This is a genomic window from Kitasatospora sp. NPDC023118 (assembly GCF_055560875.1).
This window is the reverse complement of sequence record NZ_JBVHHW010000002.1, coordinates 224,774-245,704: the sequence shown is the minus strand read 5'-3', so window position 1 is coordinate 245,704 and position 20,931 is coordinate 224,774. Positions and strand designations below refer to the sequence as shown.

Below are 20,931 nucleotides of genomic sequence, written 5' to 3'. Positions count from 1 at the left end.
GTATGCGGCCCCCAAACGGGAACCGCCCCCTTTCCGTCCCCCGAAGGGGTGAAAGAGGGCGGTGTGCCGGGTGAATCCCGTATGTCGGATTGACGTCCGTGCCGGAACTACCTCGGGGTGCGTCTCAGTCGCGGGCCTCGCCGAGCAGCTTCTGGATCCGGCTGATGCCCTCGACCAGGTCCTCGTCGCCGAGCGCGTAGGAGAACCGCAGGTAGCCGGGGGTGCCGAAGGCCTCACCCGGGACGGCGGCGACCTCGACCTCGTCCAGGATCAGGCTTGCCAGCTCGCCGGAGGTCTGCGGGCGCCGGCCGCGGATCTCCTTGCCCAGCAGGCCCTTGACCGACGGGTAGGCGTAGAAGGCGCCCTCGGGCTCGGGGCAGACGACGCCCTCGATCTCGTTGAGCATCCGCACGATGGTCTTGCGGCGGCGGTCGAAGGCGGTGCGCATCTCGTGCACCGCGGACAGGTCGCCGGCGACGGCGGCGATCGCGGCGCGCTGCGAGACGTTGGAGACGTTCGAGGTGGCGTGCGACTGCAGGTTGGTCGCGGCCTTGATCACGTCCTGGGGGCCGATCACCCAGCCCACCCGCCAGCCGGTCATCGCGTAGGTCTTGGCGACACCGTTGACCACGATGCACTTGTCGGCCAGCTCGGGCAGCAGGGCCGGCAGCGAGGTGAACTCCGCGTCGCCGTAGACCAGGTGCTCGTAGATCTCGTCGGTGAGCACCCACAGGCCGTGCTCCAGCGCCCAGCGGCCGATCGCCTCGGCCTCGGCCCGGGTGTACACCGCGCCGGTCGGGTTGGACGGCGAAACGAAGAGCACCACCTTGGTGTTCTCGGTGCGGGCGGCCTCCAGCTGCTCGACCGAGACCTTGTAGCCGGTGGTCTCGTCGGCGACGACCTCCACCGGGACACCGCCGGCCAGCTGGATCGACTCCGGGTAGGTGGTCCAGTACGGGGCCGGGACGATGACCTCGTCGCCCGGGTCCAGGATCGCCGCGAAGGCCTCGTAGATCGCCTGCTTGCCGCCGTTGGTGACCAGCACCTGGGCCGCGTCCACCTGGTAGCCGGAGTCGCGCAGCGTCTTCGCGGCGATCGCGGCCTTCAGCTCGGGCAGGCCACCCGCCGGGGTGTAACGGTGGTTCTTCGGGTCGCGGCAGGCCTCGACGGCCGCCTCGACGATGTAGTCCGGCGTGGGGAAGTCGGGCTCGCCGGCACCGAAGCCGATCACCGGGCGGCCGGCGGCCTTGAGGGCCTTGGCCTTGGCGTCCACGGCGAGGGTCGCGGACTCGGCGATCGCGCCGATCCGGGCGGAGACCCGGCGGTCGGCGGGGCGGATGGACTGGTCGGGCTGCGGGGTGGAAGCGCTCATGCCTGCATCGTCGCAGAACCGGGACGGACCGGGCATCGCGGTTCCAGTATCCGTACGGCTCCGTCCGCATCGCGGCTCCCGCCGATCCGCCGGTGATCGCCGCGCCGGGCCGGACATCTGCCGGGCGGCCGGTGGCCTCGGAAGAAGAGGTTCGACCAAACACCCCTCGACCACGTACACTCGCTCCTCGACGGCCCACCGAAAAAGACCGGAGCTTTCACCGCCTGTGCAGACAGCGGGGGGAGATGCGGTAGGTTGGTCGCCACCAGGAGCCGCGAGGCTCCGTAGGGCAATAGCTCAATTGGTAGAGCACCGGTCTCCAAAACCGGCGGTTGGGGGTTCGAGTCCCTCTTGCCCTGCTGCTCGATCCGTTATCAGCCCGTTCGCTCCACAGAGCGAGCGGGCTTGATGCGGAGAGGGCACCGATCAGCACCGCTTAAGCCGACCGCTCGTGCCTCAAACGGGTACGTAGGTGATGTTCGGCCGGACCCGGATTCAGGTGAGGACGAGTGACGGAGACCACGGGCTCCACCGCAACGCCTGAGAGCGGCAACCCCGAGGGGGCCGACGGCGCTGCCGAGACCACGTCTGCCGAGGGCGACAAGAAGTCCGGCAAGAAGAAGTCCGGCAAGCGGGCCAAGAAGGGCCTGTTCGCGCGGATGGGCCTGTTCTACCGGCAGATCATCGCCGAGCTGCGCAAGGTCGTTTGGCCCTCCCGGAACGAGCTCACCAACTACACCGCGGTGGTGGTGACCTTCGTCGTGGTCGTGATGGCCTTCGTCGCCGGCCTGGACTACGGCTTCTCCAAGCTGAGCCTTCTGGTCTTCGGCTGACCGGCCGTCTCACCTTCGGAACCACCTCCCGACCCGGGCCGAATTCTCGGCCCGGGTCGAGCTGTCGGCGGCGGACGTACGCGCGCGTACCGTGGACTCGGTACTGTTGAAGTCTCCGAGACCTCTCCTGGCGCCCGCGCGAGCGGCGGCGCGCCGGTCCGGTTTCGGAGCGCGCCACCTTCACCATCTCCAGGAAAGAAGCAGCCACCGTGTCTGAGTCCCCCCTGTACGACGCCGACGAGACCGTCCGCGAGGCGGATGTCGCCGCCGAGCTGGACGCGGCCGAGCTGGCTGACGACGTCGAGACCGCCGAGCAGATCGTGGACGCCTCGGACAGCGACGAGGACGAGGTCGAGGCGTACGACGAGGCCGAGGCCGGCGAGCCCGCCGAGGAGGCCGCGCTGCACGTGGAGGGCGACGAGGAGCTCGCCGCTGACGAGGACGTCGTCGAGGAGTCCGTCGAGGACGCCGTCGAGGTCGACCCGGTCGCCAAGTTCCGCGAGGACCTGCGCTTCATGCCGGGCGAGTGGTACGTGATCCACACCTACGCCGGTTACGAGAACCGGGTGAAGCAGAACCTGGAGCAGCGCGCCGTCTCGCTGAACGTCGAGGAGTACATCTTCCAGGCCGAGGTGCCGCAGGAGGAGGTCGTCCAGATCAAGAACGGCGACCGCAAGACCATCCGCCAGAACAAGCTCCCCGGCTACGTCCTGGTGCGCATGGACCTCACCCCCGAGTCCTGGGGCGTCGTGCGCAACACCCCCGGCGTCACCGGCTTCGTCGGCAACGCCTACGACCCGTACCCGCTGACCCTGGACGAGGTCGTCAAGATGCTCGCCCCGGACGTCGAGCGCCAGGCCGCCAAGGAGGCCGGCAAGCCCTCGCCGGTCAAGCCGACCGAGATCCAGGTGCTGGACTTCGAGGTCGGCGACTCGGTCACCGTCACCGACGGCCCGTTCGCGACCCTGCAGGCGACCATCAACGAGATCAACCCCGACTCGAAGAAGGTCAAGGGCCTGGTCGAGATCTTCGGCCGGGAGACCCCGGTCGAGCTCTCCTTCGACCAGATCCAGAAGAACTAGTCATACGGTCTTCGGATCCGGGGCGGGGCCGAGGGCCCTGCCCCGGATTTCGTTTTGGTCCAGCGGCGCGGACGCGTTAGCCTGGTCCGATGTGTGTGCTGGCGGCCGGGTGTCGCCCCGGTTCCGCACGCACCAGCAATCACCTCTCGGAAGGACCCGGAGAGACATGCCTCCCAAGAAGAAGAAGATCACGGGGCTTATCAAGCTCCAGATCAACGCCGGTGCCGCCAACCCGGCGCCGCCGGTCGGCCCCGCGCTGGGCCAGCACGGCGTCAACATCATGGAGTTCTGCAAGGCCTACAACGCCGCGACCGAGTCGCAGCGCGGCATGATCGTGCCGGTGGAGATCACGGTCTACGAGGACCGTTCCTTCACCTTCATCACGAAGACGCCGCCGGCCGCGCGCCTCATCCTGAAGGCCGCCGGTATCGACAAGGGCTCCAGCGAGCCGCACAAGACCAAGGTCGCCAAGCTCACCAGCGCCCAGGTCCGCGAGATCGCCACCACCAAGATGCCCGACCTGAACGCCAACGACCTGGACGCGGCGGAGAAGATCATCGCCGGCACCGCCCGGTCGATGGGCATCACCGTCGAGGGCTGATCCCCGTCCCGCCAGGGGCTGGTGTCACAGTCTCGTCCTCTGTGGTAGGGCCTGCGCAGGCCCGAGACACCACAACTCCAATCACCATTCAGGAGCAGCAGTGAAGCGCAGCAAGGCTCTGAAGGCCGCGGACGCCAAGGTCGACCGCGAGCGCCTTTACGCCCCCCTCGAGGCCGTCCGCCTCGCCAAGGCGACCAGCACCACCAAGTTCGACGGCACCGTCGAGGTCGCCATGCGTCTGGGCGTCGACCCGCGCAAGGCCGACCAGATGGTCCGCAGCACCGTGATCCTCCCGCACGGCACCGGTAAGACCGCTCGGGTCCTGGTCTTCGCGACCGGCGAGCGTGCCGAGGCCGCGCGTGCTGCGGGTGCCGACATCGTCGGTGCCGATGAGCTGATCGACGAGGTCGCGAAGGGCAAGCTGGACTTCGACGCCGTCGTCGCCACCCCGGACCTCATGGGCAAGGTCGGCCGCCTGGGCCGCGTGCTCGGTCCCCGTGGTCTGATGCCGAACCCGAAGACCGGCACCGTGACCCCGGACGTCGCCAAGGCTGTCAACGACATCAAGGGCGGCAAGATCGAGTTCCGCGTCGACAAGCACTCGAACCTGCACTTCATCATCGGTAAGGCCTCCTTCACCGACGAGCAGCTGGTCGAGAACTACGCCGCCGCGCTGGACGAGGTGCTCCGCGCCAAGCCGTCCGCCGCCAAGGGCCGCTACATCAAGAAGACCGCGTTCTCGACCACCATGGGCCCCGGCATCCAGGTGGACCCGAACCGCACCCGCAACCTCCTCGTCGAGGAGGACCCGGCCGCGGTCTGAGCCCCAGTGCTCTAGAGCAGTCCGTACGGCGGGCCCGTACCCCCTTCACCGGGGGTGCGGGCCCGCCGTCGTTCGTCGGTGCGGAAGGGGCGCCGGGAGGGCCGCTGGAAGGGCCGCTGGAAGGGTCACCGAAACGGTTGCCGGATCGGGACACGGGCGGATGGGAACGTGTGCCCGAAGCGTCGTACGCTCTGCCGGTCAGATCATGTGGAGAACCTGTGACCGCAGGAGTGTGCCGTGCCGCCCGCCCTTCGCCCCGCCGCGCTCGCGGCGGCCCTGCTGCTGCTCGGCGCCGTCACCGGCTGCAGCGTCCTGGCCGCCCCCGGCACCCGCGTTCCCGGTGAGCCGGCGCCGGTGCCGCCCAAGCAGGTGGTGCTCACGGCCGCCCAGGCGCTGGACGACACCGGTGGCGCCCGGATCGACGTGGTGCGGGAGAGCGCGTCCGGCAAGCGCACCGCGAGCGGCACGCTGGCCTGGGGCGACCGGGACGAGGCCGCGCTGACCGTCTCCGACGAACTGGGCACCGGGCAGCTGACCCTCCGGGACGGCGCCGTCGACCTCACCTACCAGGGCGGCGTGGCCAAGCACGCGGACCGCGCCACCGCCGAGTCGCTCGACCCGAAGGCCGGGGCCGACCCGGACGGCTACGCGGGCGGCTGGACCACCGACCTGGTCACCAACCCGGGCAGCCGGGCGTACGCGATGGCCCAGACCGACCGGCTCGGCTCGCTCGGCGGCGAGCAGCTCGCCGGACTGACCGTCGCGCACTACCAGGGCTCGGCGCCGGTGGCCGACTACTTCGGCGCGGACCGGGAGCTGAGCCCGCAGCAGCTCGCAGTGGTGGTCGACTGGTACCGCCGGCAAGGGGTGACGGAGATCGGCTACGACGTCTGGATCGGTCCCGGCCAGCGGTTGTTGAGGTTGCGTGAGACGGCCCGGGGGAGCGCCGGAACCACGGTGACCACGACGGACGTCTCAGCCTCCGGCACGGGGGACACGACAGCCGCCGCAACCGGGTGACGGGAGGGGGATATCCGGTGCGGAAGGGATCCGGCGATCCGTTAGAGTCCGCGTGAGAAGAAGCTGAGGATCGGCTCTTCCGAAGAACCTACGGGGGTACCTCCATGCGCGCTGTGCGCCTCGCCTCGACCGTCGCGACCGCCGCCGTTCTGCTGGCCGCCCTCACCGCCTGCGGCAGCAAGGGCGGCAGCGACGCCAAGAGCGCCGACGCCAAGGACCCGGGCTCGCTCGCGGCCGCGCTGACCGGGGACCCGAAGGCCGCGCTGGCCGCCTCCGCCCTGGTGATGCAGAAGGCCGGCAACGGCAAGGTCGCCATGACCTCCGCGGACACCTCCAACCCCGGTGGCGGCGGCACCGCCGACTGGAAGGACCCGGGCAAGGTGGCCGCGGACGTGGCCATGGACATGTCGGGAAAGAAGCTCAAGGTCCGGGTGGTCGGGACGGACGCCTACGTCGGCGGCGACGACACCAGCGGCCCGGCCCTGGGCGGCAAGCACTGGGTCAAGGTGCCCGCCTCGGAGGAGATGGGCGGTGCCTTCCTGGTGATGGGCCAGATGATGAACCCGGTCGCCCAGCTCACCGTCGCCGCCCAGAGCGGCAAGCTGACCAAGGTCGGCCAGGAGACCGTGGACGGCGTCCAGACCACCCACCTGCGGGCGGTCGAGGACACCTCGGTCCTGGTGGCCGGGATGACCACGCTCACGGCGGACCAGCGCCAGTCCGTCCAGAAGAAGCTGGAGGAGGACGGCAAGACCCTCACCATCGACTTCTGGCTGAACGGCAAGCAGGAGCTCGTCAAGTACCAGGAGTACGGCGACACGAACGGCGAGTCGCAGGCCGTCACCGTCAAGTACTCCGACCTGGGCAAGGGCGACAGGATCGAGGCGCCCGCCGCCGGCGACCTCGGCTCCCAGGCCGACCTGCTCAAGCTGTTCGGCTGAGCCGGTCCCGCACCCGCTCGATCCGCACCGACCACCGGCTATCGCCTCCGGGCGCACCGCGCGCCCGGAGGTTCTCAAGGGGGGAACCAATGGCTGGAACCCGCAAGACCGCCGTCGCCGTCGTCCTCGCCGCCCTGGCGCTGACCGCGACCGCCTGCAACAACAACGACGACAGCAAGAACGCCGCCTCGGCGGCCCCGGCCGCGCCGAGCTCGGCCGCCGCCGCGGCCACCCCGTCCGCCGCCACCACCCCGACCAAGGTGAGCCCGGCGGTCTACCTGGAGCAGGTCACCCAGAAGACCAGCGCCGCCAAGTCGGCCAAGGTCAACGAGACGATCACGATCGGTTCGGTCGCCATGAAGGGCACCGGCGCGATCGCCTGGGCCGACGGCCTCCAGGGTGAGCTCACGATGGACATGTCCGGCTCGCCGGTGGGCAAGGTCATCGCGAACATCACCGGCAGCGAGTCCGCGCCGTACCGTTTCACCAAGGACGGCATGTTCATGAAGATCGGTGGCCAGGCCGTCGACGCCCTGGGCGGCAAGCACTGGATGCACTACAGCCAGGCCGACCAGGCCAAGGCCACCGGCGGTGCGTCCAACCAGCTCAAGGACGCGGACCCGGTCGAGGGCGTGCGCACGCTGATCGCCACCGGCAAGGTGACCGAGGTCGGCCAGGAGACCGTGGCCGGCAAGGACACCACCCACTACACCGGCGTGCTCAACTCCAACGACATCGCCGCGGCGGCCGGCAAGGGCATGACCCAGGACCAGCTCGACCAGCTCAAGGAGAAGCTGGCCACCGCCGGCATCACCCAGGAGACGATCGACGTCTGGGTCGACGCCGACCAGCTCGTCGTCCAGCGCACCGAGACGGGGGACACCAAGGCCGGCGCCTTCAAGGCCGCCGTCCTCTACACGGACTACGGCGTGGCGGTCACCACCACCTCGCCCGACCCGTCCGACACCGTGGAGGCCTCCGAGCTGCAGAAGCTCGCGGGCGGCAACAGCTGACCACGGTCGGCAGCGGGAGGGCCCGGACGGACCGCCGAGGTTCTGTCCGGGCCGACCGGGTCACCGACCCCGGGCGCGTCCGGCGCCCGGGGTCTTTCTGCGCGGGCCGACGCGTCCGCCCGCCGTACGGCGCCCCGGGCTCCGTCCCGGTGCGCGATTCGTCCGACCCGGTGGCGCGGCCCGACCCGGTGAAGCGCAACGAGGGGGCCGCCACCGGCTGACCCCGGTCCGGATGGCAAGGTGGCCCGGGTGAGAGAGGAACGGACGATGGCGGCACGGCAGCGGTTGGCGGCCCTGGCCGCGGTCGCCGTGCTCGCGAGCGGGCTGACCGGCTGCGGCGGGGGCGACGACGCCGCCGACACGCCGTCCGGCAGTCCGACGTCCGCCAGTGGCCCGTCGACCAGCGCGGCCCCGACCGGTCCGGCCAAGCCGACCGACCGGTCGCCGCACGGCGTGCTGCTCTCCGCCGAGCTGGCCGCGCAGACCGCCCGCCGGGCCAAGGTCAGCTACCGGCTGGGCGCCGACGCCGGCTCCGGCCCGCTGTTCTGGGCGCCCAAGACGGCGCTGCAGATCAAGCGCTCCACCCCGGCCGAAGCCGAGCAGCTGATCGTCGTGGACACCGTCGCCTACCAGGGCGGCGACGCCGCGACCGCGGCCCGCAACGGAGGCAAGCACTGGGAGCGCTTCTCCGTCCCGCCCGGGCCGGACGGTCACAAGGAGGTCCCGTACGCGGGGCTGGTCGACCTGCTGAACCCGGTCGAGGCGCTGGCCGCGGCCACCGCGGACGGGGTGGACCCGACCTTCGTCGGCGAGGAGAAGTACGAGGACTCGACCGTCGAGCACTACCGGGTGACCACCACCGCCGAGAAGTACGCGGCCGCCCAGACCCAGCTGAGCCAGGCCCGCCGGGACGGCCTGCGGGCGGCCCTGGCGCCCGGCGGCTCGCTCTCGCTCACCGTGGACCTCTGGCTCAACGACAAGGACCAGCTGGTCCGGCTGCAGCGCACCGGCAACGGGGACAGCGGCCGGGCGGACGATTCGGTGCTCTACTCGGACTTCGCCGGGCCGCTGCTCTCGGCCCAGGCCCCGGCCGAGACGGACACCGTGGACACCGGGGTCCGGACGATCTCCCCGCTGGCCCGCTGAGCCGGCCCCGGGCCTTCACCCGTCCGAGGGCGATTTGCGCCGCACGAACGGTCCGGTTACTGTTGCCGAAGCCAAAGACCGCTGGTTGTCGCCGAGCGCCCGTGAGGGAGCCGGTGGCCGAAGGATCTGCGCTTAGCGCAGGCAGCCCGCGCAGGTGTGTCTGGAGCTTCGATTTCCGGGTCCGCGTTCGCGTGGCCGCCCGTTGAGGTCGTTTCGAGCCCCGTGCGCCTGCGCACCGGGGCTCATTGCATTTCTGCAAGAGCTTTCCTTCCGTCCGGTCGGTTCGAGGTGTGAATGGTCGACTTTCGCGGTCGGCCGGACTTCGACATCACGGAAGGAGGCGTAAGCCTATGGCCAGGCCCGACAAGGCTGCTGCCGTTGCCGAGATCACGGACAAGTTCCGTGGCTCCTCCGCGGCGCTGCTGACCGAGTACCGCGGTCTCTCGGTGAAGCAGGTCAAGACCCTGCGTCGCTCGCTCGGCGACAACGCCGAGTACGCCGTGGTGAAGAACACGCTGACCAAGATCGCGGCCAATGAGGCCGGGATCTCCGAGCTGGACGACCTGTTCAACGGTCCGACGGCTGTCGCCTTCGTCACCGGTGACCCGGTGGAGTCGGCGAAGGCTCTGCGTGACTTCGCCAAGGAGAACCCCGCTCTCATCATCAAGGGCGGTGTCCTTGACGGCAAGGCGCTGTCCGCCGATGAGATCAAGAAGCTCGCGGACCTCGAGTCCCGCGAGGTGCTGCTCGCCAAGCTGGCGGGTGCCCTGAAGGCCAAGCAGTCCCAGGCTGCCGCGCTCTTCCAGGCCCTGCCGTCGAAGCTCGTCCGCACCGTGGACGCGCTGCGCGACAAGGTCGAGCAGGGCGGTGCCGGTACGCCGGCTCCCGCCGCCGAGGACGAGGCCGCGGAGTAATTCCGCAGGCTCACGCCTCGCTGCGGGCCCGTACGCCCGCCAACCCGTACATCCGGCACCACCTGCCGATTTAGTGGAAGGACGCCAATCATGGCGAAGCTGTCCCAGGACGAGCTGCTCGCGCAGTTCGAGGAGCTCACCCTCATCGAGCTCGCTGCCTTCGTGAAGGCCTTCGAGGAGAAGTTCGACGTCACCGCCGCCGCCCCGGTCGCCGTGGCCGCCGCCGGCGTTGCCGGCCCGGCCGCCGAGGCCGTCGAGGAGCAGGACGAGTTCGACGTCATCCTCGAGTCCGCCGGCGACAAGAAGATCCAGGTCATCAAGGAGGTGCGCACCCTGACCTCCCTCGGCCTGAAGGAGGCCAAGGACCTCGTTGACACCGCTGGTGCCAAGGTCCTGGAGAAGGTTGCCAAGGACGTTGCCGAGAAGGCCAAGGCCGCCCTTGAGGGTGCCGGCGCCAAGGTCACCGTCAAGTGACTTCTCGCCCCCTCTGAGGGGGCCTGAGGCCGGGCCGATCACCCTTGCGGGTGGTCGGCCCGGCCTTTTCGCGTCTCCGGAGGCCGTCTCGAACCACCGGTGTGGCCGAACGCTCACTCGGCACTGTCGGCGCCGAGGAGTATGGTGATCACCGTCATCGACGGTGGCCCCCACCACGGCTTCTGTAACGCCGGAGGGCTTCGGGCCGATGGACGGGTCGAGGTCCGCACCGCCGGCGGGCCCTTGACGAACCCGGCGCGGCGCGCGATTCTCAAGGCGCGAGTCCGCCCGGTTGGTTTGCGGCTGGATGCATAACCAGTGGCTCCGGCGGGAAATGACTCCACGTGAGTTAGAGCAGTACCCGGTGGGCGCCCGCGCCCGCCGGCTACCGGGAGGAGTCTCCGATTCGGTCTCCGAATCAGAGCTGGACAGCAGTGTGGCCTTTGGCTACACTGTCCCTTTGCGCTGCCTGTTAGCTTCTCCGTGACTCGTCGCCCGGAGTTTGCGTTGCCCTGAAGGGGTCTGGCATCGCCTCCGCAAAGCGGCTCTGACCTGGGGTTTCGACTCCGGCAGAGGCCAGTGGCGGGAGGCGGTACCTAGGCTCAAGCAGGCCCGGCTGGTACGCGCGTAGTGAGCTCCGAGCCCTCGGAAGGACCCCCCTCTTGGCCGCGCCGCGCAACGCCTCGAACAATTCCGCCGCATCCACCGCCCCGCTCCGCGTCTCCTTCGCGAAGATCAAGGAGCCCCTCGAGGTCCCGAACCTCCTGGCCCTGCAGACCGAGAGCTTTGACTGGCTGCTCGGCAACGCGGCCTGGAAGACCCGGGTCGAGGAGGCGCTGGAGTCCGGTCAGGACGTCCCCACCAAGTCCGGTCTGGAGGAGATCTTCGAGGAGATCTCCCCGATCGAGGACTTCAGCGGGTCGATGTCCCTGACCTTCCGCGACCACCGTTTCGAGCCGCCGAAGAACTCCATTGACGAGTGCAAGGACCGCGACTTCACGTACGCGGCTCCGCTCTTCGTCACGGCCGAGTTCACCAACAACGAGACCGGTGAGATCAAGTCTCAGACGGTCTTCATGGGCGATTTCCCGCTCATGACCCACAAGGGCACGTTCGTGATCAACGGCACCGAGCGTGTCGTCGTGTCGCAGCTGGTCCGCTCCCCGGGTGTGTACTTCGACTCCACCCTGGACAAGGTGTCCGACAAGGACATCTACTCCTGCAAGGTCATCCCCTCGCGTGGTGCCTGGCTGGAGATGGAGATCGACAAGCGCGACATGGTCGGCGTCCGCATCGACCGCAAGCGCAAGCAGTCCGTCACCGTGCTGCTCAAGGCTCTCGGCTGGACCAACGAGATGATTCTCGAGGAGTTCGGCGAGTACGAGTCGATGCGCAACACCCTGGAGAAGGACCACACCCAGGGCCAGGACGACGCGCTGCTGGACATCTACCGCAAGCTGCGTCCGGGCGAGCCGCCGACGCGCGAGGCCGCGCAGACGCTTCTGGAGAACCTGTACTTCAACCCGAAGCGTTACGACCTGGCGAAGGTCGGCCGGTACAAGCTCAACCGCAAGCTGGGCAACGCCGAGTCGCTGGACTCCGGCGTGCTCACCGAGCCCGACATCATCGGTGCGATCAAGTACCTGGTGAAGCTGCACGCCGGTGAGACCGAGTGGCGCGACGAGACCGGCCGCGACATCGTGGTTGAGGTCGACGACATCGACCACTTCGGCAACCGCCGCCTGCGCAACGTCGGCGAGCTCATCCAGAACCAGGTCCGTACGGGTCTCGCCCGCATGGAGCGCGTCGTGCGCGAGCGCATGACCACCCAGGACGTCGAGGCGATCACGCCGCAGACCCTGATCAACATCCGGCCGGTCGTCGCCTCCATCAAGGAGTTCTTCGGCACCAGCCAGCTGTCGCAGTTCATGGACCAGACGAACCCGCTGTCGGGCCTGACCCACAAGCGTCGTCTGTCCGCCCTCGGCCCCGGTGGTCTCTCCCGTGAGCGCGCCGGCTTCGAGGTCCGTGACGTGCACCCCTCGCACTACGGCCGCATGTGTCCGATCGAGACCCCGGAAGGCCCGAACATCGGTCTGATCGGGTCGCTGGCCTCGTACGGCCGGGTCAACGCCTTCGGCTTCATCGAGACCCCGTACCGCAAGGTCGACGAGACCGGCCTCGTGACGGACCAGGTGGACTACCTGACCGCCGACGAGGAGGACCGCTACGTCATCGCCCAGGCGAACGCTCCGCTGACCGCGGACAACCACTTCGCCGAGCCGCGCGTCCTGGTCCGCCGCCGTGGCGGCGAGATCGACTACGTGCCGGGCTCCGAGGTCGACTACATGGACGTCTCGCCGCGCCAGATGGTGTCGGTCGCGACCGCCATGATCCCCTTCCTCGAGCACGACGACGCCAACCGCGCGCTCATGGGCTCGAACATGATGCGCCAGGCGGTGCCGCTGCTGAAGAGCGAGGCCCCGCTGGTCGGTACCGGCATGGAGTACCGCTGTGCCGTCGACGCCGCCGACGTGATCACCGCCGAGAAGGCCGGTGTGGTCCAGGAGGTCTCGGCCGACTACGTCACCGTGGCCAACGACGACGGCACGTACACCACGTACCGCGCCGCCAAGTTCACCCGCTCCAACCAGGGCACCTCCTTCAACCAGAAGGTGCTCGTGGACGAGGGTGCCCGGGTCGAGTCCGGCCAGGTGCTGGCCGACGGCCCCTGCACCGACGCGGGCGAGATGGCTCTCGGCAAGAACCTGCTCGTGGCGTTCATGTCGTGGGAGGGCCACAACTACGAGGACGCGATCATCCTGTCGCAGCGCCTCGTGCAGGACGACGTCCTCTCCTCGATCCACATCGAGGAGCACGAGGTCGACGCCCGTGACACCAAGCTCGGCCCCGAGGAGATCACCCGGGACATCCCGAACGTCTCCGAGGAGGTCCTCGCCGACCTCGACGAGCGCGGCATCATCCGGATCGGCGCCGACGTCGTCACCGGTGACATCCTCGTCGGCAAGGTCACCCCGAAGGGTGAGACCGAGCTGACCCCCGAGGAGCGCCTGCTCCGCGCGATCTTCGGCGAGAAGGCCCGTGAGGTCCGCGACACCTCGCTGAAGGTCCCGCACGGTGAGTCGGGCAAGGTCATCGGCGTCCGCGTCTTCGACCGCGAGGAGGGCGACGAGCTTCCCCCGGGCGTGAACCAGCTGGTCCGCGTCTACGTGGCCCAGAAGCGCAAGATCACCAACGGTGACAAGCTCGCCGGCCGCCACGGCAACAAGGGTGTCATCTCCAAGATCCTCCCGGTCGAGGACATGCCCTTCCTCGAGGACGGCACCCCGGTCGACATCATCCTCAACCCGCTGGGTGTCCCGTCCCGAATGAACCCGGGACAGGTCCTGGAGATCCACCTCGGGTGGCTCGCCAAGCAGGGCTGGGACGTCTCCGGTCTCGCCGACGAGTGGGCCAAGCGCCTGCAGGCGATCGGTGCCGACCAGGTCGTGGGTGGCACCAACCTCGCCACCCCCGTCTTCGACGGCGCCCGCGAGGACGAGATCACCGGCCTGCTGGACAACACCACCCTCACCCGTGACGGTGAGCGCCTGGTGAACTCCACCGGCAAGGCCCGTCTGTTCGACGGCCGCTCCGGCGAGCCGTTCCCGATGCCGATCTCGGTCGGCTACATGTACATCCTCAAGCTGCACCACCTGGTCGACGACAAGCTGCACGCCCGTTCGACCGGTCCGTACTCGATGATCACCCAGCAGCCGCTCGGTGGTAAGGCGCAGTTCGGTGGTCAGCGCTTCGGTGAGATGGAGGTGTGGGCCCTGGAGGCGTACGGCGCCGCGTACGCACTGCAGGAGCTGCTCACCATCAAGTCCGACGACGTCCTCGGCCGAGTCAAGGTCTACGAGGCCATCGTCAAGGGCGAGAACATCCCCGAGCCCGGCATTCCCGAGTCCTTCAAGGTTCTCATCAAGGAAATGCAGTCGCTCTGTCTCAACGTGGAGGTGCTGTCCTCGGACGGCCAGTCCATCGAGATGCGGGACTCCGACGAGGACGTGTTCCGCGCCGCCGAGGAGCTCGGCATCGACCTGTCCCGGCGCGAGCCGAGCAGCGTCGAAGAGGTCTGACGGAGGCCGGGCCGGCTGCCCCGAGCGGCCGGCCCGCCCCCAGGCCCCCCTCAGACCACAGATAAGACTCTCGAATTACGAAAGAGGGCTTGACGACCAGTGCTTGACGTCAACTTCTTCGACGAGCTCCGCATCGGCCTGGCCACCGCCGACGACATCCGCCAGTGGTCGCACGGCGAGGTCAAGAAGCCGGAGACCATCAACTACCGCACCCTGAAGCCCGAAAAGGACGGCCTCTTCTGCGAGAAGATCTTCGGCCCCACCCGGGACTGGGAGTGCTACTGCGGTAAGTACAAGCGCGTCCGCTTCAAGGGCATCATCTGTGAGCGCTGCGGCGTCGAGGTGACCCGCGCCAAGGTGCGCCGCGAGCGGATGGGCCACATCGAGCTGGCCGCCCCGGTGACCCACATCTGGTACTTCAAGGGTGTGCCGTCCCGCCTCGGCTACCTGCTCGACCTGGCGCCGAAGGACCTCGAGAAGGTCATCTACTTCGCCGCCTACATGATCACCTGGGTCGACGACGAGCGCCGCCAGCGCGACCTGCCGTCCCTGGAGGCGCACGTCTCGGTCGAGCGTCAGCAGATCGAGAACCGTCGCGACGCCGACCTCGAGGCCCGCGCCAAGAAGGCCGAGACCGACCTGGCCGAGCTGGAGGCCGAGGGCGCCAAGGCCGACGTGCGCCGCAAGGTGCGCGAGGGCGCCGAGCGCGAGATGAAGCAGCTGCGCGACCGCGCGCAGCGCGAGCTCGACCGCCTCGACGAGGTGTGGGCCCGCTTCAAGAACCTCAAGGTCCAGGACCTCGAGGGCGACGAGCTGCTCTACCGCGAGCTGCGCGACCGCTTCGGCACCTACTTCTCCGGCTCGATGGGCGCGGCGGCCCTCAAGGACCGCCTGGAGACCTTCGACCTGGCCGAAGAGGCCGAGCGCCTGCGCGAGATCATCCGCACCGGCAAGGGCCAGAAGAAGACCCGTGCGCTGAAGCGCCTCAAGGTCGTCTCCGCGTTCCTGCAGACCAGCAACAAGCCCAACGGCATGGTGCTGGACTGCGTCCCGGTCATCCCGCCGGACCTGCGTCCGATGGTGCAGCTGGACGGTGGCCGCTTCGCGACCTCCGACCTGAACGACCTGTACCGCCGCGTGATCAACCGCAACAACCGCCTGAAGCGCCTGCTCGACCTCGGTGCCCCCGAGATCATCGTGAACAACGAGAAGCGCATGCTCCAGGAGGCCGTCGACGCGCTGTTCGACAACGGCCGCCGCGGCCGTCCGGTCACCGGCCCGGGCAACCGCCCGCTGAAGTCCCTCAGCGACATGCTGAAGGGTAAGCAGGGTCGTTTCCGCCAGAACCTGCTCGGCAAGCGAGTCGACTACTCGGCCCGTTCGGTCATCGTCGTCGGCCCGCAGCTCAAGCTGCACCAGTGCGGTCTGCCGAAGGCCATGGCGCTGGAGCTCTTCAAGCCGTTCGTGATGAAGCGCCTGGTCGACCTGAACCACGCGCAGAACATCAAGTCGGCCAAGCGCATGGTCGAGCGTGCCCGCCCGGTCGTGTGGGACGTGCTCGAAGAGGTCATCGCCGAGCACCCGGTCCTGCTGAACCGTGCGCCCACCCTGCACCGCCTCGGCATCCAGGCCTTCGAGCCGCAGCTGGTCGAGGGCAAGGCCATCCAGATCCACCCGCTCGTCTGCACCGCGTTCAACGCGGACTTCGACGGTGACCAGATGGCCGTCCACCTGCCGCTCTCCGCGGAGGCGCAGGCCGAGGCCCGCATCCTGATGCTGTCCTCGAACAACATCCTGAAGCCGGCCGACGGTCGCCCCGTCACCATGCCGACCCAGGACATGGTGCTCGGTCTGTTCTTCCTGACCTCGGACCGCGACAACGTGAAGGGCGCCGGCCGCACCTTCTCGTCGACCGCCGAGGCGATCATGGCCTTCGACGCCCGCGAGCTGGACGTCCAGGCCCCGATCGAGCTGCGCCTCGGCGCCGGCACCGTCCCGCCGCGCGGCTGGACCGCTCCGGTGGACGAGGACGGCCAGCAGACCTGGTTCGAGGGCGAGCCCTTCCGCCTGAGCACCACCCTGGGCCGCGCGCTCTTCAACGAGCTGCTGCCCGAGGACTACCCGTTCGTCGACTACGAGGTGGGCAAGAAGCAGCTCTCCGCGATCGTCAACGACCTGGCGGAGCGCTACCCCAAGGTCGTCGTCGCGGCGACCCTGGACAACCTGAAGGCGTCCGGCTTCCACTGGTCGACCCGCTCGGGTGTCACCGTCTCGATCTCGGACGTCATCGTCCCGCCGAGCAAGCCCCAGATCCTGGAGGGCTTCGAGGCGAAGGCGGAGAAGGTCCAGAAGCAGTACGAGCGCGGTCTGATCACCAACGACGAGCGCAAGCAGGAGCTCGTCGGCATCTGGACCCAGGCGACCAACGAGGTCGCGGACGCCATGGCCGCGAACTTCCCGAAGACGAACCCCATCTTCATGATGGTCGACTCGGGTGCTCGTGGAAACATGATGCAGATGCGTCAGATCGCCGGTATGCGTGGTCTGGTGTCGAACGCCAAGAACGAGACCATCCCGCGGCCCATCAAGGCGTCGTTCCGTGAGGGTCTCACCGTGCTGGAGTACTTCATCTCCACCCACGGTGCCCGTAAGGGTCTGGCCGACACCGCCCTCCGTACCGCCGACTCCGGTTACCTCACCCGTCGTCTGGTCGACGTCTCCCAGGACGTCATCATTCGCGAGGAGGACTGCGGCACCGAGCGCGGCCTGAAGCTGTCGATCGGTTCCGTGGGCGCCGACGGCGTGCTGCGCAAGGCCGACGACGTCGAGACCAGCGTGTACGCCCGCATGCTCGCCGAGGACATCACCGTCGACGGCAAGCTGCTGGCCACCGCCAACACCGACCTCGGTGACGTGCTGATCGACGAGCTGATCCGCCACGGCGTGTCCGAGGTCAAGGTCCGCTCGATCCTCACCTGTGAGTCGGCCGTCGGCACCTGCGCCATGTGCTACGGGCGCTCGCTGGCCACCGGCAAGCTGGTCGACATCGGTGAGGCGGTCGGCATCATCGCCGCCCAGTCCATCGGTGAGCCCGGTACCCAGCTGACCATGCGTACCTTCCACACCGGTGGTGTGGCCGGTGACGACATCACCCAGGGTCTGCCGCGTGTCGTCGAGCTCTTCGAGGCCCGTACCCCCAAGGGTGTGGCCCCGATCTCGGAGGCCACCGGCCGGGCGCGGATCGAGGACACCGAGAAGACCCGCAAGATCGTCATCACGCCGGACGACGGCACCGACGAGATCGCCTACCCGGTCTCGAAGCGTGTGAAGCTGCTGGTCAGCGAGGGCGAGGCGGTCGAGGTCGGCCAGAAGCTGACCATGGGTGCCACCAACCCGCACGACGTCCTGCGCATCATGGGCCAGCGTGCCGTCCAGGTCCACCTGGTCGCCGAGGTCCAGAAGGTCTACAACTCGCAGGGTGTGTCGATCCACGACAAGCACATCGAGATCATCATCCGGCAGATGCTCCGCCGCGTGACGATCATCGAGTCGGGCGACGCCGAGCTGCTGCCGGGCGAGCTGGTCGAGCGCGGCCGCTTCGAGCAGGAGAACCGTCGTGTGGTCGCCGAGGGCGGTCACCCCGCCTCCGGCCGTCCGCAGCTGATGGGTATCACCAAGGCCTCGCTGGCCACCGAGTCCTGGCTGTCGGCCGCCTCCTTCCAGGAGACGACCCGGGTCCTCACCGACGCGGCGATCCACGCCAAGTCGGACCCGCTGCTGGGCCTCAAGGAGAACGTCATCCTCGGTAAGCTCATCCCGGCCGGTACGGGTCTGCCCCGCTACCGCAACATCCGGGTCGAGCCGACCGAGGAGGCCAAGGCCGCGATGTACTCGGCCGTCGGCTACGACGACTACGACCTGTCGCCCTTCGGCGCCGGCTCCGGTCAGGCGGTTCCGCTGGACGACTACGACTACGGCCCGTACACCGGCTGAGTCACCTCTTCGGCCGGCGACGGCCGCTGATCGCCAGGGCGGTCACCCCTCACGGGGTGGCCGCCCTGCGGCGTTTCCGGCTACCGGGCGTGCTCAGCTGGCGGGTTCAGCGCGCGCCGGTGGCCGCGGCCGCGCGCCAGTCCTCCAGGCGACGGATCCGGGTGTGGGTGTCCGGGTGGCTGGAGAGCAGCCGCTGGCCGAGGCCCGGGCGGACGGCGCGGCCGCCGTTCTCCCGCGCGGCGATCGCCATGGCCTGCTCCTCGTCCCTCAGGAAGCCGTGGAAGACCTCGATCATGGCGTCGGCGAAGCCGAGTTCGGCGGCCTGGACGTCCGCCCGCAGCTCGGAGCGGCGGCCGACCGCGGCGAGCAGGTACGGCGTGACGAGGACCAGCAGCAGCGGCGGGAAGGAGAAGGCCACGGCCACCACCAGGACCACCGCGACCAGCCCCACCACCAGGGCGCCGAGCAGCGAGAAGATCGAGGCGATCTGGAACGCGATGACCGCCACGAACCGGAAGACCACCCAGGCGATCCGGGCGGGCAGCGAGTACCAGTAGCCGAGGAGGGTCGCCCAGGCGTGACCGCCGCGGTGGTGGCCGAGCTCATGGGCGAGCACGGCGGCCAGCTGCGCGTCGGGGAGGGTCTCCAGCGCGTACCGGGTGACGCCGACGATGTGCCCGGCGGCCGCGGTGGCGTTGACGGCCTTGTGGTCCTCGATCCACAGGTCGTACGACTCCGGGTTCACCCCGGCCCTGGCCGTCACCTGGTGCCAGATCGGCTCCAGGCGGGTCAGCTCGGAGTGCAGCGCCGGGCGCATCCGGAACAGGTAGCGGGCGAGGATCTTCTCGGTGGGGCGGTGGAAGACCAGTGCGCCCGAGGCGATCCAGAGACCGATCAGCAGCAGGTTGGCGGGGGAGGGGAGGAGCAGCGAGACCAGCGTGACGACCAGCAGGCTGCAGAGGAAGTGCGGGAGCTGGAACAGCAGTTGACCGATCGCGGTGGCGTCGGCGCCGCGCTGGCGGGCGGCCATGTGGATCCGGCCGGTGTGCGGGTCGATGTCGACCGTGGGGTCGAGTGCGGGCGGCGGGGCGAAGCCCTGGGCGGGGACGCGGGGCTGCTGCTGCGGGGGCTGCTGGTGGGGCTGGTGCTGGGGCTGGGGCGGGGGCGCGTACTGCGGCGGGACGCCGGTGGGGTACTGCGGCGGGGGTGCGGTGGGGTACTGAGGAGCCGGGGCCGGGTACTGCGGCGGGGCCGCGGCCGGGTACTCCGGTGCGGCGGTGGGGTACTGCGGCGGGGCCGCGGCCGGGTGCTGGGGAGCGCCGTGCGGATGCTGGGGCGGGACGGTCGGGTACGGCGGCGGGGACGTCGGGTACTGCGGCGGCGGAGCGTCCGGATAGGTCGGTTCGGTCATGACGGAGTCCTTGGGACGGGACGCGCGCGGCAGCGGCGTCCGTACGGCGGTGGACGGGTGTGGACGGGTGCGGACGGGTGCGGACGGGCGTGCGGAACCGGGTCAGCCCAGCAGCAGGGCGGTGACCAGCGGGAACGGGCCGGCGCCTACGGGTTCCTCGGGTTCACTGGGGAGCGGCGGGTTCACTGGGGGAGCGGCGGGTTCGGGCCCTTGTCGAGCCGGGGCGTCCCCGGGGCGCCGGGCCGGGCGCGCAGGATGGCCTCGAACGCGGCCTTGGCATCCTGGCGCGGGCCCTCCAGCTCGAAGTCCTCCAGGGCGTCCTGGTCGAGCAGTCGCCGGATCACCGAGAGCTGCCCCTGGACCAGCTCCTGCTGCTCGTCCTTCAGGTAGCCGAGCGCCCGCGGCAGGTCCTCCGGGTGGGCGGCGACCTGGAGGGCCCAGGCGGCCACCCCGCCCTGCTCCAGGTGGTACTGGTAGAACTTCGCCTTCGCGGTCAGGATCTCGTTCGCCTCCTGGACCTGCCGGAGGGCGTGCGGATGAGCCTGGGTGTCGAAGTGGTACCCGCGCAGCCGCTCCTTCTGGTCGCGGGCGGCCTGGTCGATGTCGAGCTGGACGGCGCAGCCCACCCGCAGGCCCTCGGCCTCGGCGACCGGGTACTCGTCCAGCGCCTGCTGGACGGCGAGTTCGGCCTCGCCGCTCTGGTCGGTGGTGAGGGTGCGGGTGACCGCGCGCATCCGCTGCCGGACGCGGGGGACGAGCACGGCCGGGACGTCACCGATCCGGCTGGTCACCACCAGCTCCGGGACCGTGACCTGCCAGTCGATCTCCACCACGGCCTCGAAGGCGCCGACGTCGTCCCGGCCGGGCAGCCGCTCCACCATCCGCAGGTGGTGCAGGCCGAGGTCGATCTCGTACGCGGCCTGGTAGCCGCGGCCGACCAGATCGCTGAAGCCGGGGCGGTGCGGCGGGAGGAAGACCTGGTGCTCGCCGGAGGGCGAGGTCAGTACCAGCGCGGAGTCGGCGCGGGCGGCCGGCCGCTTGGGCAGGCCGAGCGAGTGGCCCAACGGGTGGACCTTCAGGACCGGGTCACTGAGGTCCCCGGCGGGGAGGTCGGGGCGGTGTCGTGCCGACATGCGCGGATGCTCCAGGATCGGGACGGGTCGGGT

General features: G+C 69.5%; 15 protein-coding genes and 1 tRNA gene. 13 read left to right on the top strand and 3 right to left on the bottom strand.

Annotated elements, in window-relative coordinates:
- Window positions 1-124: 124 nt before the first annotated feature.
- Window positions 125-1,372, bottom strand: coding sequence for a pyridoxal phosphate-dependent aminotransferase (locus tag ACZ3UD_RS03545; protein ID WP_465581749.1), 1,248 nt, complete (start codon window positions 1,370-1,372; stop codon window positions 125-127).
- 286 nt (window positions 1,373-1,658) lie between these two features.
- On the opposite strand from ACZ3UD_RS03545, the gene ACZ3UD_RS03540 reads away from it, so the two are divergent.
- The 13 genes from ACZ3UD_RS03540 to ACZ3UD_RS03480 all read left to right on the top strand — a co-directional run bounded on the left by ACZ3UD_RS03540 (window position 1,659) and on the right by ACZ3UD_RS03480 (window position 18,354).
- Window positions 1,659-1,731 (top strand) — tRNA-Trp (locus tag ACZ3UD_RS03540).
- A gap of 150 nt (window positions 1,732-1,881) precedes the next feature.
- The gene (gene secE, locus ACZ3UD_RS03535; protein ID WP_465581747.1) at window positions 1,882-2,205 is read left to right on the top strand and encodes a preprotein translocase subunit SecE; all 324 of its coding nucleotides are present in this window, start codon (window positions 1,882-1,884) and stop codon (window positions 2,203-2,205) included.
- Window positions 2,206-2,414: 209 nt separating this feature from the next.
- The gene (gene nusG, locus ACZ3UD_RS03530) at window positions 2,415-3,287 is read left to right on the top strand and encodes a transcription termination/antitermination protein NusG (protein ID WP_465581745.1); all 873 of its coding nucleotides are present in this window, start codon (window positions 2,415-2,417) and stop codon (window positions 3,285-3,287) included.
- A 166-nt stretch (window positions 3,288-3,453) separates the two neighbouring features.
- Complete coding sequence (gene rplK / locus ACZ3UD_RS03525; protein WP_196951776.1) at window positions 3,454-3,888, top strand: 50S ribosomal protein L11; 435 nt, start codon at window positions 3,454-3,456, stop codon at window positions 3,886-3,888.
- Window positions 3,889-3,988: 100 nt separating this feature from the next.
- Window positions 3,989-4,711, top strand: a complete 723-nt coding sequence (gene rplA, locus ACZ3UD_RS03520; protein ID WP_030290441.1) for a 50S ribosomal protein L1 — start codon at window positions 3,989-3,991, stop codon at window positions 4,709-4,711.
- Between the two features lie 237 nt (window positions 4,712-4,948).
- On the top strand, window positions 4,949-5,731 hold the full coding sequence (locus tag ACZ3UD_RS03515; protein ID WP_465581742.1) for a hypothetical protein: 783 nt from the start codon (window positions 4,949-4,951) through the stop codon (window positions 5,729-5,731).
- Window positions 5,732-5,835: 104 nt separating this feature from the next.
- On the top strand, window positions 5,836-6,672 hold the full coding sequence (locus tag ACZ3UD_RS03510; RefSeq protein WP_465581740.1) for an SCO4651 family lipoprotein: 837 nt from the start codon (window positions 5,836-5,838) through the stop codon (window positions 6,670-6,672).
- An 89-nt stretch (window positions 6,673-6,761) separates the two neighbouring features.
- Entirely contained in the window at window positions 6,762-7,685 is a 924-nt protein-coding gene (locus ACZ3UD_RS03505) for an SCO4651 family lipoprotein (protein ID WP_465581738.1), read from the top strand.
- A gap of 267 nt (window positions 7,686-7,952) precedes the next feature.
- Window positions 7,953-8,831: an SCO4651 family lipoprotein gene (locus ACZ3UD_RS03500; protein ID WP_465581736.1), complete on the top strand. Its 879-nt coding sequence runs from the start codon at window positions 7,953-7,955 to the stop codon at window positions 8,829-8,831.
- A gap of 350 nt (window positions 8,832-9,181) precedes the next feature.
- Window positions 9,182-9,745 carry a 50S ribosomal protein L10 gene (gene rplJ, locus ACZ3UD_RS03495; protein ID WP_030290437.1) on the top strand — a complete coding sequence of 188 codons (564 nt, stop codon included), beginning with the start codon at window positions 9,182-9,184 and terminating at the stop codon, window positions 9,743-9,745.
- Window positions 9,746-9,835: 90 nt separating this feature from the next.
- A complete protein-coding gene (rplL, locus tag ACZ3UD_RS03490) occupies window positions 9,836-10,219 on the top strand; it encodes a 50S ribosomal protein L7/L12 (RefSeq protein WP_465581734.1) in 384 nt (127 codons plus the stop codon).
- A 662-nt stretch (window positions 10,220-10,881) separates the two neighbouring features.
- Entirely contained in the window at window positions 10,882-14,361 is a 3,480-nt protein-coding gene (gene rpoB, locus ACZ3UD_RS03485; RefSeq protein WP_465581732.1) for a DNA-directed RNA polymerase subunit beta, read from the top strand.
- Window positions 14,362-14,460: 99 nt separating this feature from the next.
- Window positions 14,461-18,354 (top strand): DNA-directed RNA polymerase subunit beta', encoded by a 3,894-nt coding sequence (locus ACZ3UD_RS03480; protein ID WP_465581730.1) that lies wholly within the window; start codon window positions 14,461-14,463, stop codon window positions 18,352-18,354.
- A gap of 106 nt (window positions 18,355-18,460) precedes the next feature.
- Here ACZ3UD_RS03480 and ACZ3UD_RS03475 read toward each other — a convergent pair whose 3' ends face one another.
- Together ACZ3UD_RS03475 and ACZ3UD_RS03470 are read right to left on the bottom strand one after the other, a co-directional pair.
- Window positions 18,461-19,765: a M48 family metalloprotease gene (locus ACZ3UD_RS03475; RefSeq protein WP_465581728.1), complete on the bottom strand. Its 1,305-nt coding sequence runs from the start codon at window positions 19,763-19,765 to the stop codon at window positions 18,461-18,463.
- Window positions 19,766-19,947: 182 nt separating this feature from the next.
- Window positions 19,948-20,898 (bottom strand): hypothetical protein, encoded by a 951-nt coding sequence (locus tag ACZ3UD_RS03470; protein ID WP_465581726.1) that lies wholly within the window; start codon window positions 20,896-20,898, stop codon window positions 19,948-19,950.
- Window positions 20,899-20,931 lie beyond the last annotated feature (33 nt).